This is a genomic window from Pseudanabaena sp. UWO310, assembly GCF_006861605.1.
Taxonomy (GTDB): domain Bacteria; phylum Cyanobacteriota; class Cyanobacteriia; order Pseudanabaenales; family Pseudanabaenaceae; genus Pseudanabaena.
Genome location: NZ_SELU01000034.1, coordinates 40,386 through 56,007, shown reverse-complemented (window position 1 = coordinate 56,007; position 15,622 = coordinate 40,386). Strand labels below are relative to the sequence as shown.

Sequence of the window (15,622 nt, the reverse complement as noted above, 5' to 3'; positions counted from 1 at the left end):
ATATTTCTAAGAAATGGACAATGCCCATTCGCGATTGGAAACCCGCCCTTAATCGATTTGCTATCCTCTTTGAGGATCGTCTCCACATCTAGCTTCTAGACTTTACACAAAATGCTTGACAGTCTCGGCTTTTTGGAGTTGTTCGAGGAGATCGGATAGTTGTGGTGCTTCGGGTTGGTTGGTTTCGCGGAGTTGTTGGATGGTGTTGGTGACAGTGCCGCTAATGTTGCGACCAGCTACGCCTTGTTGATCTTTACCGCTAACGCCTAAGTTGTCTCTGCCAGTAAAGAAAACATCGCCGCCGCCTGATTGAATTGATTTACTTGTCATAATTTCACTGATTTGCGAGTTATAAACATTAATGGATGTTTTCGATCCGCCATAGCTAAGTAAATCACAAATCGAATTTATTAGCTCTTTAGATGTCAGTCTTTCCTCTAACTGTGCTTTTAGTACAGCTATTTGATTTTCTAGCTCTTTTCTTTCTAATTTACTATCTACATCAATGCGATAGAGCTTTTGCTCAAGTTCTCTTATTTTCTCTCTTGCATCATCCAAGTATTTGAGCATTAATTCATAGTCTTGATTAAATTGTGCGTGTGTTGAATTCTTTGGAAGATTTGGAGGTATATCCAAGGAAATGTTTGTAACCTTATCTCCAAGATTTTCTAATGATCTGATAGAAATTTCTGACTCAGGATGTCTCTCCTTTAGTTGTTGCATGGCAAAATCGAAAGCTTGAGGATCAATGCCATTACGGAATAGGAAGTCCAAAGTGTTTTTAGACTGAGTTACAAGCTTTTCAAAATCCCCTTGTTCAAAAAGTCCACTTGCTGGATTACGTTCTGTTTTTGCACTATCAATGAATATATGACTACAAACAACATCCTTAAAAACTGTTTCAGAATTAATTGACCAATTTTCAATACTAGCTCCCGTCAAATCTGCACCTGTAAAATCTGTTCCAATTGCTTGAACGTTGCAGAGTTGAGTATCTTCTAGATCTGCTTGACTAAGATTTGATCTATAGAATTTAGCACCTGTTAAATTTGCCCCACGAAGACTTATTCCCATTAAGTTCAGGTTTGAAAAATCGATGTAACTTAAATTTTGATTTATCCCGATTCGAGAAATACATAACTCTCGCACTTTTTGATTATTTAGGTTGTTTGAAAATTTACATCGCTTAAAAGATGCGTGAGTCCAATCAGTTTGAAATAGGTTGCTGTTTGTGAAATTACAATTTTTTAATATAGCCCCCATGAATTTAGCACTGCTAAGGTTTGCTCCTATGAAATCGGTTCCAGTTGCGTTAATAATTTGGTTAAATACTTTCCGATAAAAGGTGTATGCAAACCATAATAAAACAACTGCTGCTAAGCAAAATCCTATTCCATTCCAAACAAGCCCTTTATTAAAAGTAGTTATAGCTCCTCCATCAAAAAAGATAAGAAGAATTGCAAATACTACTATCCAAGAACCTAATGATAGGTTTACAACTGTACCTAATCCAGTAGATATATCTTTTCGTACACCTCGTACAACAAATACTATAGATATAAACAGAACTGTAATTGCGTCAGTAAAAATATTTAAATGATAAATACCAATTAATGCCAAAAAGTTGAGAATAACAACTTGAAATATGACACTACTAATAAATATTAACGAATAGAACTCTTCTGCTCTTGCACCAGAGAAATCTGCACCTTCTAAATTAGCATTGCGAAAATCACATAAACGTATATCTGCCTTCCGAAAATCTGCACCAGCCAGATTTTGTCCTTTAAAAGAGCGTCCAATTAACAGTTGATTAGAAAAATCTAGCGGCTGGGTCATAAATTTAAAACATTTGCCCGAAATCGACACAGCGGCAAACATCTAAAATATTAATGGTAAATCTCAAGATCGTCAAAAATATCGCTTTTTTCTAATTTGCTCATGATATTTTGTCCGCGAACCCAAAAACAAAAAAAGCGCACTATGTGCGCTTTTTTTGTTTGAGAAGAATTTCTTTTAGAAATACTTCTTTATTAATTAACCGAGAACCTTGCGAGCAGTTGCTACGACGTTATCAACGGTGAAGCCAAACTTCTCGTAAACAACTGGTCCAGGAGCCGAAGCACCGAAGGTATCCATACCGATCACAGCGCCTTCAGAGCCAACATACTTGTGCCAGCCAAAGGTGCTACCAGCTTCAACACTGACGCGCTTCTTGACAGAGGCAGGAAGTACCGATTCCTTATACTCATCGGATTGCTCATTGTAGAGTTCTTGAGAAGGCATCGACACAACTCGAACAGCCTTACCTTCGCCAGCCAAGATTTCCGCAGCTTTCACAGCTAGAGCTAATTCGGAACCAGTAGCGATGATGATCAATTCGGGATTAGGGGCATCAACGACAATGTAACCACCCTTCTTCGCGCCCTCGATGGAAGTACCAGCGAGGTTCTTCACATTCTGACGGGTGAAAGCTAGGAAGCTAGGACGCTTACGGTTAGCGATCGCCACTTGGTAAGCCGCCACAGTTTCATTGGCATCCGCAGGACGGATGGTCAAGGAGTTAGGAATTACACGCAAGGAAGCGATGGTTTCTACGGGTTGGTGGGTGGGACCATCTTCACCGAGCATTACGGAGTCGTGGGTCAGGATATACAACGCACCGATTTCTGCTAGTGCCGAGAGACGCATTGCGCCACGCATATAGTCAGCAAATACGAGGAAGGTCGCACCGTAGGGGATTGTACCGCCGTGCAGTGCCATCCCATTCATGATTGCGCCCATACCATGTTCGCGAACGCCAAAGCGGAAGTTACGACCTTCGTAGGAACCGTATTGGAAATCAGCTAGCCCTTTAACATAGGTCATGTTGGAGTGAGCCAAGTCAGCGGAACCGCCCAAAAATTCAGGAAGTACGGGAGACAATGCATTCAAGCAAGCTTCAGAAAGCAGACGGGTTGAGGTTTCCTTTTGGGCAACGGGTTCGAGAGCCTTTTCCCAACCTTCAGGAAGTTCGCCAGCCATAATCCGCTTGAATTCGGCAGCTTCCGCAGGGTATGCCTTTTCGTAAGCAGCAAAGCGTTCGTTCCACTCAGCTTCAGCCTTAGCACCCTTATCGATCGCTTGACGGAAACGGCTAAGTGCATCGGCAGGAACGTCAAAGGGTTCGTATTCCCATCCGAGATTAGCGCGGGTCGCGGCAACTTCATCACCACCGAGCGCCGCACCGTGAACGCCAGCAGTACCAGCCTTCTTAGGAGAGCCATAACCGATGGTGGTGGTAACCACGATCAAGCTAGGCTTGTCGGTGACAGATTTGGCTTCAGCCAGAGCCTTAGCGATCGCATCGAGATCTTCGTTACCATCAGCAACTTTAACAACGTGCCAACCGTAGGCTTCGTAGCGCTTGCCTACATCTTCAGTAAAGGCGAGGTCGGTACTGCCGTCGATGGAAATGCTGTTGCTGTCATACAGCATGATCAGCTTGCCGAGCTTGAGGTGACCACCCAAGGAAGCAGCTTCGGAAGCGATCCCTTCCATGTTACAACCATCGCCAAGGATGACGTAGGTATAGTGATCAACGATATTGTGCCCTGGTTTGTTGAAACGAGCCGCCAAATGTGCCTCGGCGATCGCTAAACCAACGGCATTACCAACACCTTGACCGAGAGGACCTGTGGTAACTTCTACACCAGCGGTTTCAAAGTTTTCAGGATGTCCTGGAGTGGAGCTGCCCCACTGACGGAATTGCTTGATATCTTCGATGGTGACGCTGTCGTAGCCAGTCAAGTGGAGCAAAGAGTATTGCAACATGCAACCATGTCCTGCGGAGAGGACAAAGCGATCGCGATCTACCCACTTAGGATTCTTAGGATTAAACTTTAAAAACTGATCGAACAGCACAAAAGCCATTGGTGCTGCGCCCATCGGCAGACCGGGGTGACCAGATTTTGCTTTTTCGACCGCATCGATCGACAAAAAGCGGATGGAGTTAATGCAGAGTGTCTCAAGAGTTTGAGGTTTCGAGGGTGCAGCGACCATAGTTACAATTGCTTAAGAAAATTTGTACTCAATCAGGTATATTTTCCCTCAAAACTGTCCCATAACAATAACAAATTTTAATAATTGGTATCGCTTTACTCAATTTGCGATCGCTTAACCAAATTCTTGCTCAATGATTCGCCAATTTACAGACAGCACTCCTGGTTCTAGACTGAGGCGACTAACAACCTGCTCTAATAGTGAATCGTTGCGTTCCTGCGTCACCATTTCAGCTTCAACACTAACACGATCAGATTGTTCAGCCATATCTTCACTAAATAAAGATCGCAACTTGAGTTTTTTACCTTCAATTGACTGTAATAACAGAGCACGAACATGTGCTTCATCATTGGTACGGCAGATCACGTCACAGCGATAACAAAGTTCTAACTCTGTACCTTTGAGGGGCTGTTGATTAATGCGATATCCTATAGGTCTTAATACCACATTGGCAAGTAGTACCATACCTGTTCCAATGACAGCGTGCATCAATAATCCTGCCCCAGAAGTTGCACCGATCGCTGCCGCACACCAGAGAGTTGCCGCAGTATTCAGTCCGCGTACAGTCAAACCCTCCCGTAAAATTACGCCACCTGCTAAAAAGCCAATTCCTGAGACCACCTGAGCCGCAATGCGCGTAGGACTAGAATCACCCGTGGTGGATGCTGACAACATTACGAATATGGCTGCACCAGTTGCCACAAGAGTATTTGTTCTCAGTCCAGCCATTCTTTGCCGCCATTGTCTTTCTAATCCCAGTAGAGAGCCTAAGACAAAAGCTGCTACTAGTCGAATCGTAAATTCTAATAGAGTCATGTTTACGTCAATATATCCTTATAGCTTGGTTGCTCCAGATAGTTGAACCTACAATGATTTTGCAACACAGTAGAGTATCCCAGAACACTCGCAGTTCCAGTAGAATTATACCAATTCCCAAAAGTGTGGCTACACTTTTGGGAATTGAAAACCAAACCCAGTAAGGTTTTTAAAATCACAAAATGGCGTAGCCATTTTGTGATTTGGTATTAATGAATTTCATAGCGACATATGTCGAAACTCAAATAATTATTACGGCAGCTTAAAATCAGCGATCCCTAACAATATAGGTATTAACATATATATGGATATGAAAATAATCCTAAATAAAGTTCTCTAGATATTCCTTAAAGGTGATAGTTATGAACGGCTTAAAACAAACATTCATGAATACGGTGGAATATTTAAGCGATGCGATCGCGAGGATTTTCAGCCCTAGTAAAGACAATTTTCCTGCTACAGGAGCCCAACCCTACAAGGGCGATCCCGCTTCCGAGAATAACAAATAAATTCCTTCTAAACCGAAAAGAGAATTGCAACGCTCAGCGTTGTAATTCTCTTTTCGGTTTTATGTCCTGATATACTTAGCGACAACTAAGTACGAAAACTAAGTGCGACAACTAAGTAGCTAGGCGCAATTAAATATAAAATCCCAAAACCTGTAATGCACGCGCAGCGTGCGCTACAGGTTTTGATTCTGGGTTCCAGCTACTTAGTAAATCAAATCACGCAAAAAATCATACAGATGCCTCTCTATGACGCAAAACCTAACTGGACAGCCAACCATAGCAGCACCAAGTCCTTGGCAATGGATGAGAAAAAATCTATTTAGTAACTGGGTTAATAGTTTACTGACAATTTTTTGTCTCTGGTTGCTTTACCAAGTTGTTGGCGGAGCATTGATTTGGGCAACGACCATAGCCCAGTGGTCAGTGGTCAGTAGCAACCTGCGTCTATTTTTAGTAGGGCTGTATCCCGTAACCGAATTTTGGCGATTATGGGGCATTTTAGCGCTAGTCGGCACTCTTGCTGGCATTTCTTGGGGGTTGTGGGGGAGATTTAGTCGCTCAGTCGCGATCGCAATTGGAGCCTTGTCCATCGCCCTTGCGATCCTCCTCCCAGTTGATCTCCTCTTTAGGGGTTTAACCTTGGCAATCAGTGGGACGATCGCGATTGGCTTTGTCATCGGACAACAGAGCAAAAGATTTACCCAAAGTTCTCTCCTTTTAGCGATCGCTTGGTTTGCATCTTTTCCTATATCCCTGTGGTTAGTGGGCGGGAATTTAGGATTATCAGCCGTTGATGTAAATATGTGGAATGGATTAGTCCTCACTCTAATCGTCGCCATCTCTGGTATCACCTTCTCCTTTCCCCTAGGAGTTTTATTAGCTTTAGGCAGACAAAGCACCCTACCTCTCATCAAATTATTTTGTATCTTGTATATTGAGATTGTGCGGGGATTGCCCTTAATCGGCATTTTGTTCATGGCGCAGGTAATGTTACCCCTATTCTTACCCGCAGGTTTGGAAATCGATCGCGTTTTAAGAGCGATCGCCGCCTTTGTGTTGTTTAGTGCGGCTTATTTGGCGGAAAATGTGCGCGGAGGGTTACAGTCTATTCCCAAAGGGCAAGCGGAGGCGGCGCGAGCATTGGGGCTCGGTATCCCCTCGACAATTGCTTTAATCATTTTACCCCAAGCCCTTAAAGCTTCCATTCCTGCGATTGTCGGACAGTTTATAGGATTGTTTAAAGACACTTCCTTAGTAGCGATCGTTGGTTTAGTCGATCTCATGGGTATATCGCGGACTGTATTGTCCCAGCCAGAGTTTATCGGACGCTATGCTGAAGTCTATCTATTTGTCGCTCTAATCTATTGGATATTCTGTTTTTCCCTTTCTCAAGCCAGTCAAAAATTAGAAAAAAAATTTCAAAACTAAAAAATTTCAAAATTCAAAATTCAAAATTAAGTATAGCTGCCGCCAACTATATCAGGACATCAAACTGCAAATATTGTTGCCGCGCGGAGCGCGGCAACAATATTTGCAGTTTGATAGCTACATTCACTTGAATTAGGACAAATCAAACCCCAAGAATTGACTGGCGGCGCGAAGCGCCGCCAGTCAATTCTTGGGGTTTATGTCCTAGTACATTTGGCGACAGCTATATAAAGTGTTGTCACACTTTCGTGAATTAAAAACCAAACCCAGTCAGGGCTTTCCAAGCTGAAAATGGCGTAGCCATTTTCAGCTTGGGGATAACTTGTGCGGTAAACTATTTTGCGCCATCTTGCAAACCCTATCTCCCTGCATTAACCATGACCGAATCGATCGATAAGGTAGCATTTCAACAACGACCCACATGGGACGAGTATTTTATGCTGCTGACCAAACTCGCGGCTATGCGATCGACCTGTCTGGCTTTTCCAGTCGGGGCAGTAATTGTCAAGGATAAGCAGGTGCTAGCTACGGGCTACAATGGCTCGCCCTCAGGCTCCGTTCATTGCACTACCCAAGGTTATTGCTATCCCAATGTTCTGACCTGCGATGCCAGCAAAGAATTTCCCTCTAGAGCCGTTCACGCTGAAGCCAATGCGATCGCCCAAGCAGCTAAGCATGGCATTCCTACTGATGGCGCGAGTATTTACGTCACGTTAGAACCCTGTATTTCCTGTTTAAAGTTGGTGGTATCGGCAGGCATTCGCGAAGTTTATTATGAAACAACCTTTAATAAAGGTAACAACGCCGCCCTATGCCAATCCTTTATAGATGAAGGATTAGTGGTTCTCAAGCAAATTCAAATATCACCATCCGTTCTCCAAAGAGCGAATTTATTTCTGAACTCCCCTACTTCTGAATTGCGCTTATTTTCTGGTTAACCCCAAAAGACTGCTATCAATGAATTGTCATTGGTCTGCGGAGAGCGCAAGCCGAAATCCATAGTAGTTGTACCAATTCACAAAGGGGTCTTTGCGCCGATTGGCCGCTCTACATTCCCATTGATCATGTTTCCAAGAGCCGCCCCGAAGTACGCGATATTGCATATCTCCTCCCAATTCCCAAACTGAGCCATTGGCAGGTCTACCCCGATAATCTTCATGCCAAGGATCGGCACACCACTCCCAGACATTGCCATGCATGTCATAGAGCCCAAAATCATTGGCAGGAAAGGTTCCAACAGGGGTAGTTCCCTCGCGATATTTTATAACTGCGTTAGAATCATACTGAAGACTACCATCATAATTGGCAAGATCCGTACTAATTTCCTCCCCAAAGGAATAGCGAGTTGATTTCCCGCCCAGACAAGCATATTCCCATTCTGCTTCACTGGGTAGGCGATAAGCTTTTTTGGTCAGCTTACGCAGCCTTTTACAAAACTCGATCGCATCTGCCCATGAGACATTATCCACAGGCGCAAATTCATTCTTAAAGTGGGAAACATCGGGATTGAGCGCACTGCCAACTTCAGGCAATCGAGCGACCGTCTGCCATTGTCGTTGCGTAACTGGAAATTTCCCTAGATAGAATGAAGAGATATTTACTTGCTGTTGCGGTTTTTCACTGTTATAACCTTCATGTTTGTAGGAAGTTCCCATCATGAACTTACCTTCAGGAATAAGTAACAACTCTAAAAAACTGTCTTCCCCTAAATGCTCGCAATACAATTGTTCAAGATTGCTTCTCATAACCAAACTTAGTTCCTAAAAATTTGTAATATTTTGCTAAGTAAGTCTAGATTATATGGCGTTTCTAATTTAAGTATCACATGTTCAACATATTTTTTAAGAGAGCGTTTGCTCATCAATCAATCGCCTTCGTCTTTTTTACCTCAGGGCTAGTTTCAGGATTACTGGTTAGCTGCAATCCCCCAAGCGATCGCGTTCGAGATGCCTCAACCCAAAAGTTAGCGGGAACTTGGGAATTTAAAAATTCCGATGGAGGCAAAATAGGTACAGCGATTTTTGAAACCCAAAATGATATCGATGGCAATGTATATATTTTTTCTAACGATTTATCGTCGGGCAAAATCGCGATCGCTGGGAAATTTAAAGCGAATCCTCATACGAATCCCCAACAACTCGACTTCGTTTTTGGCGATCTCACGACTCAAACGATCTATGAAGTTGATCGCAATGGATTATTAAAAATAGCTAACGCAGTTCCCGATCGAGTTCGCCCCGATGACTTAGGCTGGCAACCACAACAGTTAACGAAGATTTCCGATCGCATGACCATTGATAGCGATATTAAAATACTTAAATCAGCAGATCTGGCTAGTTCCACAGCCGCGATCCGCGAGAACGAAGGTAAAGCTTCTATTCGCGCAATTCTGCGATCGCAACAGCAAATATTTCAAGAAAAGGGACAATTCTCAACCGATATCAATCAAATCAAATCTGGACTACAGCTAAGCTCAGACCTTTATACATACAAAGTCAATCTATTCACAGAAGGCTCTGAATTAATGCTACAGCATAGCGCTATCCCTGTAAAAGATGGGTTGAAGGCCTATACGGGAATTATCTATACGATCTCTGGAGAAAATGGACAAAAAGCTACCCGATTAATAATGTGCGAGAGCAATCTTACAACGAAAGCCATTGCCTCAAAGCCCCAAAATCAGGATGAAGGATACCGATGTCCAGATAATTACACTTTCATCGATCCGTAAATATAGCTGTCGCCAAGTGTACTAGGACATAAAACCCAAGAATTAATTGGCGGCGCTTCGCGCCGCCAATTAATTCTTGGGTTTTGATTTGTCCTAATTCAAGTGACTGTAGCTATAATTACAAACTAAGAACCCGTAAATTTACGCCCCTACGGGGCGCAAATTTACGGGTTCTTAGCTACGCTATAGCCACTAGCCGTTCAGTACCTCGATCGCCGCTTTTACACCAGCGCCGTAGGTAAAGTTACTATAGCCGATGGCAGAGATGGAAGCTTCCAATGCACTGATCGCCGTTAGAATATCGCGATCGCCTACAAAGCCAAGATGTCCGATGCGGAAGATCTTGCCATTGAGATGATCTTGACCGCCTGCCATGACAATATCGAATTTCTTCTTGATTGTGGCGCGAATTTTTTCGGCATCAAGTCCTTCGGGGGGAACAACCGATGTAATCGAAGCACTCGCCGCATCATCGGGAGCTAGTAGCCCCAAATTCAGAGCCTTGATCGCCGCACGAGTAGCATCGCGATGGCGAAGATGACGCGCAAAAATATTTTCTAATCCTTCACGTTGCATGATTTCCAACGAAGCTTGTAAGGCCATCACCATATTCACCGAAGTGGTAAAAGGAGTGGAATTTTTAGCTGCATCTTTACGAGCTTTACCTAGATCTAGATAGAACCTTGGCAAGTTGGCTGTTTTATAAGCTTCCCATGCCTTAGGACTGACAGCGACAAATCCCAATCCAGGAGGAATCATGTAGCCTTTCTGCGAACCAGAACCAACGACATCTAATCCTAATTCATCAATGGCAACATTCATCGCCCCCAAGCTGGTCACCGCATCAACGATAATCAGCGCCTTTTCATGGGCTTTTACGTGACGGTTAATCGCCGCTAAATCGTTAAGAACACCTGTCGAGGTTTCGCTGTGGGTAATGATAACCGCTTTGATTTCCTTATTGGTGTCGGCTTCTAATTTAACGCGAAAATCTTCAGGATCGAGGGCTTTGCCCCATTCCGCCTTAATAACTTCAGCATTTACACCATAGGCTTGGCAGACTTCTACCCAACGTTCGCCGAATTTGCCGTTGTCTCCCACAAGGACGCGATCGCCTTTGCTTAAGAAATTAATGATGCCTGCTTCCATCGCACCCGTACCACTTACGGTGAGAATTAATACATCATTGGTAGTTTGGTGCAGCCACTTGAGCTTGGCAGTCACATCTGCCATGACCTTGCTAAAATCGCCGCTACGGTGTCCGATGGGAGCTTTTGCCAGCGCCAACAGAGCCTGTTCAGGCACAGGTGTTGGTCCTGGGATCATTAACATCAACTTATCTTCCATGAGTCGAAATCTTGTAATGCTTGATTAAATACTAGATCTAGTATTGTAACCATTAAACTGCCCCTAGAACCGATTAAAATCTTTAGCGCGTAAATCTAGATATCTCAAAATATCTCAAAAAGAATGAGGTGGTGCTAAACGCTACCTCATTCTTTTTGGGTGAAAGGCTGAAATCCTTGCTTGCATTGCAATAACCCCAATATAGAGAAGGGCGGCGCAAAGCGCCGCCCTTCTCTATTTGGTATAGCTACCGCCAGTTTTGTTAGGATAAAATCAAAACCCCAAAGAGAGTTGCCGCGCTCCGCGCGGCAACTCTCTTTGGGGTTTTATGTCCTGATAAAGTTGGCGGCAGCTATATAACGCGATAAATAACGCGATAAATAAGCTTCAAACTAGGCTTCAAACTGTTATGAAATCTAGTTCTTTGTTACAATTATTACTTGGAAATATTCGTAACAACAGATTTAAGGTTTCCGTTGTTACAAATACTCCGAATTTCTGTAGTAACCATACAAGCTCTGCTATGCCTGACCTCCAAGTTGATTCTGCCAAACTTTATGAGAACTTGAGCGCAATTTATTTCAAGTTGTCATCTTTGGAACGACAGATGATTCAAATATTTGCGATCGCCTATGCCCCAATTAATCGCAACGAGTACTTTGATTGCTTAATTCACCTTGGACTTAAGGATAAAGACAATAAACATTTCACAGCCACCAGTGTCAAAGGACATATTGATCGCTTTTTAAAGTTAAATCTACTCACATTGGATCGGACTCAAGGCACACAATGCCATAGTTGTCTGGTCGATATCGTCATGCGAGACGCAGTTAAAACAGGTGAATTTGAGAAAATTGTCAATGTGGTCGAAACCCAAATCCCTGTGCCAACTTACGGTCGAAATGATGCACGTACTTTCAGAAATGAATCTCAGTTTATCCGTGAAGTCAGAATTGGAATCTATCGGCAAGATATGGACTTTGTGGTCAAGCAGTTCGCCGACTTCTACCGCTATGGCTATTCTCAACAGAAAATCACATTAGAAACGGTTTTATATCAAGTTTGCAGTAATCCCTTTGACTATGAATGGTTTCAGACCTTAAAGCTAGAGTTTTATGAGGTCGGATTAGACACGATTTTGAATAATGGAATGCTCAGGCTAAAACCCACGGAAGAAGCCTATAAGCTATTACTTAGGGAATTTAAGGGAAATAGCGATCGCTGTACAGATCCATTATTACTTGTTTTAGTAGAACAAAGTCTCTTACGTGCCGATTTGCAGACAGCGCAAGCTGCCTACGATCGCCTACCGATTTCTTTCAAAGAATCAAATGATGAACTCCTCGCTTGGTTATATTTCCTCAAAGGCGATCGCGAATTAGCGATCGCCAAGTTTCGCCAGTCACTCAAGATGATTAGAAAAGCCACGGGCAAGCGTCAAGTTTACTTGAGTGGCGAACCTGGACTGTTTTTTATACTGGCGCTGATTCAGGATGGCACAGCGGAAGCTATGCGCGAAGCGGAAGGCTATGCCAGCATTATGAATAGGCAGACTAACCATTGGTTGCAAGCAACCTATAGCAGATTGCAAAAGGTTTTAAAATTTCAACTAGGAGATATCCCTCAAAAAGATCTTCTAAGCAGCGAATACATTCACAATCATACGGAAACCCACTGTTTAGAAGCCTTTTTTAGTACCCTCTGTCTCTATTGGGTCAACCCAGAGAAGGCGAGAATTGAATCGCCCAAAATCCTAGAACCATTGCTCAAACAAGCTGTCAATGCTGGATATCATTGGTTCTCCATGGAAGCGGCTGAATTACTAGGAGAGCTTGTACCTAATTCTATCCATCAAAAACACGCCCAAAAATTGAGGCAGAGCAATCAAATTGCCACCATTGTGAACTTGATTCGACCTCAAGAGACTTGGGAACTAAGTTTGAATGCTTTGTTAAATCTTGGCAAAGCTCCGCAGGAACAAACAAAATCAGCTAATGTCTCACCACAACGGTTGGTATGGTTGATTACTTTTAATAAGGGAACCTGTACGGTTCAGCCCAAGGAGCAAAAAATTAATGCTAAAGGATTATGGAGTGCGGGAAGGAATATCGCCATCAAGAGGCTTAAGGAATCTATCCATGAGTTTCCCTACATGACACCGCAAGATATACTCGTTTGTGCCCATATCCAAGCTTATTCCTATCATGGATATTACGGTCAGAGTCAATACGAATTTGATGAAGATACCATTTGTGCCCTTGTAGGACATCCCCTAGTATTTTGGGAAGATTCGCCAACTACAAGGGTCGATATTGTCAAAGGAGAACCAGAACTTCTCGTGAAAGCGGGTCGAGGCGATCGCCTATTTTTAGAGTTTTCACCCCAACTAAAAGACGGTCAAAATTTTGTCGTTGTTAAGGAAAGTCCCACCAGATTGAAGGTGACACAGGTAAATGAATCCCACCGTCGCATCACCGAAATTATCGGCAGAAAAAATCGCTTAGAAATTCCCGTTGCCGCTAAAGATCGTGTCCTTGCGGCAATTCATGGCATCTCCTCCATCGTTACCGTGCATTCAGATATTGGCGGTGGTGTGAGTGATGCGGAGGAAGTAGCATCGGATAGCAAACCCCATGTCCATATTTTACCCGCAGGCGATGGATTGAAAGTGGCTATATTAGCCCGTCCTTTCGCCAATGCGGGAGCCTATTATCGTCCTGGAACAGGTGGCACAACCGTACTTGCGGAAATTGACGGGAAGCGCTTGCAAACGACTCGCAATCTGAAGGAAGAAAAAAAGCTTGCCCATGAAGTAATCGCCGCCTGTCCGACCTTGGGCAATTACGAAGATAATGAAAGCGAATGGATAATTGACGATCCCGAGTTCTGCTTGGAATTACTACTGGAATTGCAGGCTTTAGGCGATCGCATTATTTTGGAATGGCCAGAGGGCGAAAAAATGCGAATTAGCCATCGGGCGGACTTTAATAATTTTCGGATGTCGATCAATCAGAGCCGCGATTGGTTTGCCGCTGAAGGAGAATTACATTTGGGCGATGATAAGGTGTTAAATATGCAGCATCTTTTGGAACTGCTAGATAAAACCCCTAGCCGATTTATTCCCATTGGTGATGGTCAATTTATTGCCCTGACCCATCAATTTCGCAAACGTCTAGATGAGTTTCGCCGACTGTCCGAACAACATGGTTCAGAGACAAGGTTCCATCCCCTAGCTGCCTTAGCGCTGGAAGATTTTGTCGATGAAATTGACGATCTCAAAGTTGATAAGCATTGGAAGGCTCATGTCAAAAAAATCAAGGAAATGCGGAAGTTTGAGCCGCAGTTACCATCTACCTTGCAGGCGGATTTACGGGATTATCAGGTTGAAGGGTTTGCATGGTTGGCGAGGCTTGCCCATTGGGGCGTGGGAGCTTGCTTAGCCGATGACATGGGTTTAGGTAAGACCCTCCAGTCCCTAGCCTTGATTCTCACCCGTGCACCCCAAGGGGCGACATTGATTGTTGCGCCCACCTCCGTATGTATGAACTGGATTAGTGAAGCGGCCAAATTTGCGCCAACGCTCAATGTCATTGTGTTTGGTTCGGGCGATCGCCAAAAAGTTCTCGATAATCTCCAGCCGTTAGATATTGTGATTTGTAGCTACGGTTTGCTCCAGCAGGAAGAGGTTGCCGAAAAGCTCGCTAAAGTAGAATGGCAAACCGTCGTTCTCGATGAAGCACAGGCGATTAAAAACACTGCCACAAAGCGATCGCAGGCGGCGATGAATCTCCAAAGTGGTTTCAAGCTAATCACGACAGGTACTCCCATTGAGAATCATCTCGGTGAGCTCTGGAATCTTTTCCGTTTCATTAATCCAGGACTATTAGGTTCCCTCGATAATTTCAATACCAATTATGCCAATCCCATCGAGCGATCGCAGGATCGTGAAGCCCGCAATCAACTGAAAAAATTAATCCAACCCTTCATTCTCCGCCGCACCAAAAACCAAGTCCTACAGGAGTTACCATCGCGTACTGAAGTCACATTACAGGTAGAACTTACTAAAGAAGAACTTGCCTTTTATGAAGCCCTCCGTCGTGAAGCGATCGCCAAACTCAATAGCACCGAAGCCAATGCTGGACAAAAGCATCTGCAAGTGTTAGCGGAAATCATGAAGTTACGTCGCGCTTGCTGCAATACAAAACTGGTTCGCCCCGATATTCCCTTGCCCAGTTCCAAATTGCAGCTTTTTGGTGAGGTGCTCAACGAATTACTAGATAACAAACACAAAGCTCTAGTATTTAGTCAATTTGTCGATCATCTCCATCTCATTCGCGACTATCTAGATGCCCAAAAAATTAGCTATCAATATCTCGATGGCAGTACTCCCGCCAAAGACCGCAAAAAGCGTGTCGAAGCTTTCCAAGCTGGCGAAGGTGATGTTTTCCTGATCAGTCTTAAGGCGGGTGGCACGGGGTTAAATCTCACGGCGGCGGACTATGTAATCCATATGGATCCTTGGTGGAATCCTGCGGTAGAAGATCAAGCGAGCGATCGCGCCCATCGTATCGGTCAAAAACGCCCCGTCACCATTTATCGACTCGTCGCCAAGGGAACTATCGAGGAGAAAATCGTCGATCTGCACCACCAAAAGCGCGATCTTGCCGATAGTTTGCTGGAAGGCACGGATATGAGTGGCAAGGTGACTACCGATGCATTATTGCAATTGATTAATGAAATTTAGACGACT

Annotated in this window: 10 protein-coding genes; 5 read left to right on the top strand and 5 right to left on the bottom strand. The window is 43.9% G+C overall.

Annotation, left to right across the window (positions count from 1 at the left end; genetic code table 11):
• Positions 1-102: 102 nt before the first annotated feature.
• The 3 genes from PseudUWO310_RS12790 to PseudUWO310_RS12780 all read right to left on the bottom strand — a co-directional run bounded on the left by PseudUWO310_RS12790 (position 103) and on the right by PseudUWO310_RS12780 (position 4,857).
• Positions 103-1,839, bottom strand: coding sequence for a pentapeptide repeat-containing protein (locus tag PseudUWO310_RS12790; RefSeq protein WP_190316009.1), 1,737 nt, complete (start codon positions 1,837-1,839; stop codon positions 103-105).
• Between the two features lie 198 nt (positions 1,840-2,037).
• The gene (gene tkt, locus PseudUWO310_RS12785; RefSeq protein WP_142601820.1) at positions 2,038-4,041 is read right to left on the bottom strand and encodes a transketolase; all 2,004 of its coding nucleotides are present in this window, start codon (positions 4,039-4,041) and stop codon (positions 2,038-2,040) included.
• Positions 4,042-4,155: 114 nt separating this feature from the next.
• Positions 4,156-4,857 (bottom strand): MgtC/SapB family protein, encoded by a 702-nt coding sequence (locus PseudUWO310_RS12780; RefSeq protein WP_142601818.1) that lies wholly within the window; start codon positions 4,855-4,857, stop codon positions 4,156-4,158.
• 362 nt (positions 4,858-5,219) lie between these two features.
• On the opposite strand from PseudUWO310_RS12780, the gene PseudUWO310_RS22945 reads away from it, so the two are divergent.
• The 3 genes from PseudUWO310_RS22945 (at position 5,220) to PseudUWO310_RS12770 (ending at position 7,732) form a co-directional block, all read left to right on the top strand.
• Positions 5,220-5,366, top strand: a complete 147-nt coding sequence (locus PseudUWO310_RS22945) for a hypothetical protein (protein WP_009628431.1) — start codon at positions 5,220-5,222, stop codon at positions 5,364-5,366.
• Between the two features lie 246 nt (positions 5,367-5,612).
• Complete coding sequence (locus PseudUWO310_RS12775) at positions 5,613-6,794, top strand: amino acid ABC transporter permease (protein ID WP_142601816.1); 1,182 nt, start codon at positions 5,613-5,615, stop codon at positions 6,792-6,794.
• Between the two features lie 377 nt (positions 6,795-7,171).
• Positions 7,172-7,732: a deoxycytidylate deaminase gene (locus tag PseudUWO310_RS12770; RefSeq protein WP_009627809.1), complete on the top strand. Its 561-nt coding sequence runs from the start codon at positions 7,172-7,174 to the stop codon at positions 7,730-7,732.
• Positions 7,733-7,759: 27 nt separating this feature from the next.
• On the opposite strand, the gene PseudUWO310_RS12765 is transcribed toward PseudUWO310_RS12770, so the two are convergent.
• Complete coding sequence (locus tag PseudUWO310_RS12765; RefSeq protein ID WP_142601814.1) at positions 7,760-8,539, bottom strand: formylglycine-generating enzyme family protein; 780 nt, start codon at positions 8,537-8,539, stop codon at positions 7,760-7,762.
• A gap of 80 nt (positions 8,540-8,619) precedes the next feature.
• On the opposite strand from PseudUWO310_RS12765, the gene PseudUWO310_RS12760 reads away from it, so the two are divergent.
• Positions 8,620-9,525: a type IV pilin-like G/H family protein gene (locus PseudUWO310_RS12760; protein ID WP_142601812.1), complete on the top strand. Its 906-nt coding sequence runs from the start codon at positions 8,620-8,622 to the stop codon at positions 9,523-9,525.
• Positions 9,526-9,717: 192 nt separating this feature from the next.
• Here PseudUWO310_RS12760 and PseudUWO310_RS12755 read toward each other — a convergent pair whose 3' ends face one another.
• On the bottom strand, positions 9,718-10,872 hold the full coding sequence (locus tag PseudUWO310_RS12755; protein WP_142601810.1) for a pyridoxal-phosphate-dependent aminotransferase family protein: 1,155 nt from the start codon (positions 10,870-10,872) through the stop codon (positions 9,718-9,720).
• A 409-nt stretch (positions 10,873-11,281) separates the two neighbouring features.
• Here PseudUWO310_RS12755 and PseudUWO310_RS12750 point away from each other — a divergent pair, with 409 nt between their 5' ends.
• A complete protein-coding gene (locus PseudUWO310_RS12750) occupies positions 11,282-15,616 on the top strand; it encodes a DEAD/DEAH box helicase (protein ID WP_223805646.1) in 4,335 nt (1,444 codons plus the stop codon).
• Positions 15,617-15,622 lie beyond the last annotated feature (6 nt).

What these genes read in the sequence shown, in the direction of transcription:
- PseudUWO310_RS12790 (WP_190316009.1), bottom strand. Translation starts at nt 1,839, where the DNA reads ATGACCCAGCCGCTAGATTTTTCTAATCAACTGTTAATTGGACGCTCT.
- tkt (WP_142601820.1), bottom strand. Translation starts at nt 4,041, where the DNA reads ATGGTCGCTGCACCCTCGAAACCTCAAACTCTTGAGACACTCTGCATT.
- PseudUWO310_RS12780 (WP_142601818.1), bottom strand. Translation starts at nt 4,857, where the DNA reads ATGACTCTATTAGAATTTACGATTCGACTAGTAGCAGCTTTTGTCTTA.
- PseudUWO310_RS22945 (WP_009628431.1), top strand. Translation starts at nt 5,220, where the DNA reads ATGAACGGCTTAAAACAAACATTCATGAATACGGTGGAATATTTAAGC.
- PseudUWO310_RS12775 (WP_142601816.1), top strand. Translation starts at nt 5,613, where the DNA reads ATGACGCAAAACCTAACTGGACAGCCAACCATAGCAGCACCAAGTCCT.
- PseudUWO310_RS12770 (WP_009627809.1), top strand. Translation starts at nt 7,172, where the DNA reads ATGACCGAATCGATCGATAAGGTAGCATTTCAACAACGACCCACATGG.
- PseudUWO310_RS12765 (WP_142601814.1), bottom strand. Translation starts at nt 8,539, where the DNA reads ATGAGAAGCAATCTTGAACAATTGTATTGCGAGCATTTAGGGGAAGAC.
- PseudUWO310_RS12760 (WP_142601812.1), top strand. Translation starts at nt 8,620, where the DNA reads ATGTTCAACATATTTTTTAAGAGAGCGTTTGCTCATCAATCAATCGCC.
- PseudUWO310_RS12755 (WP_142601810.1), bottom strand. Translation starts at nt 10,872, where the DNA reads ATGGAAGATAAGTTGATGTTAATGATCCCAGGACCAACACCTGTGCCT.
- PseudUWO310_RS12750 (WP_223805646.1), top strand. Translation starts at nt 11,282, where the DNA reads ATGAAATCTAGTTCTTTGTTACAATTATTACTTGGAAATATTCGTAAC.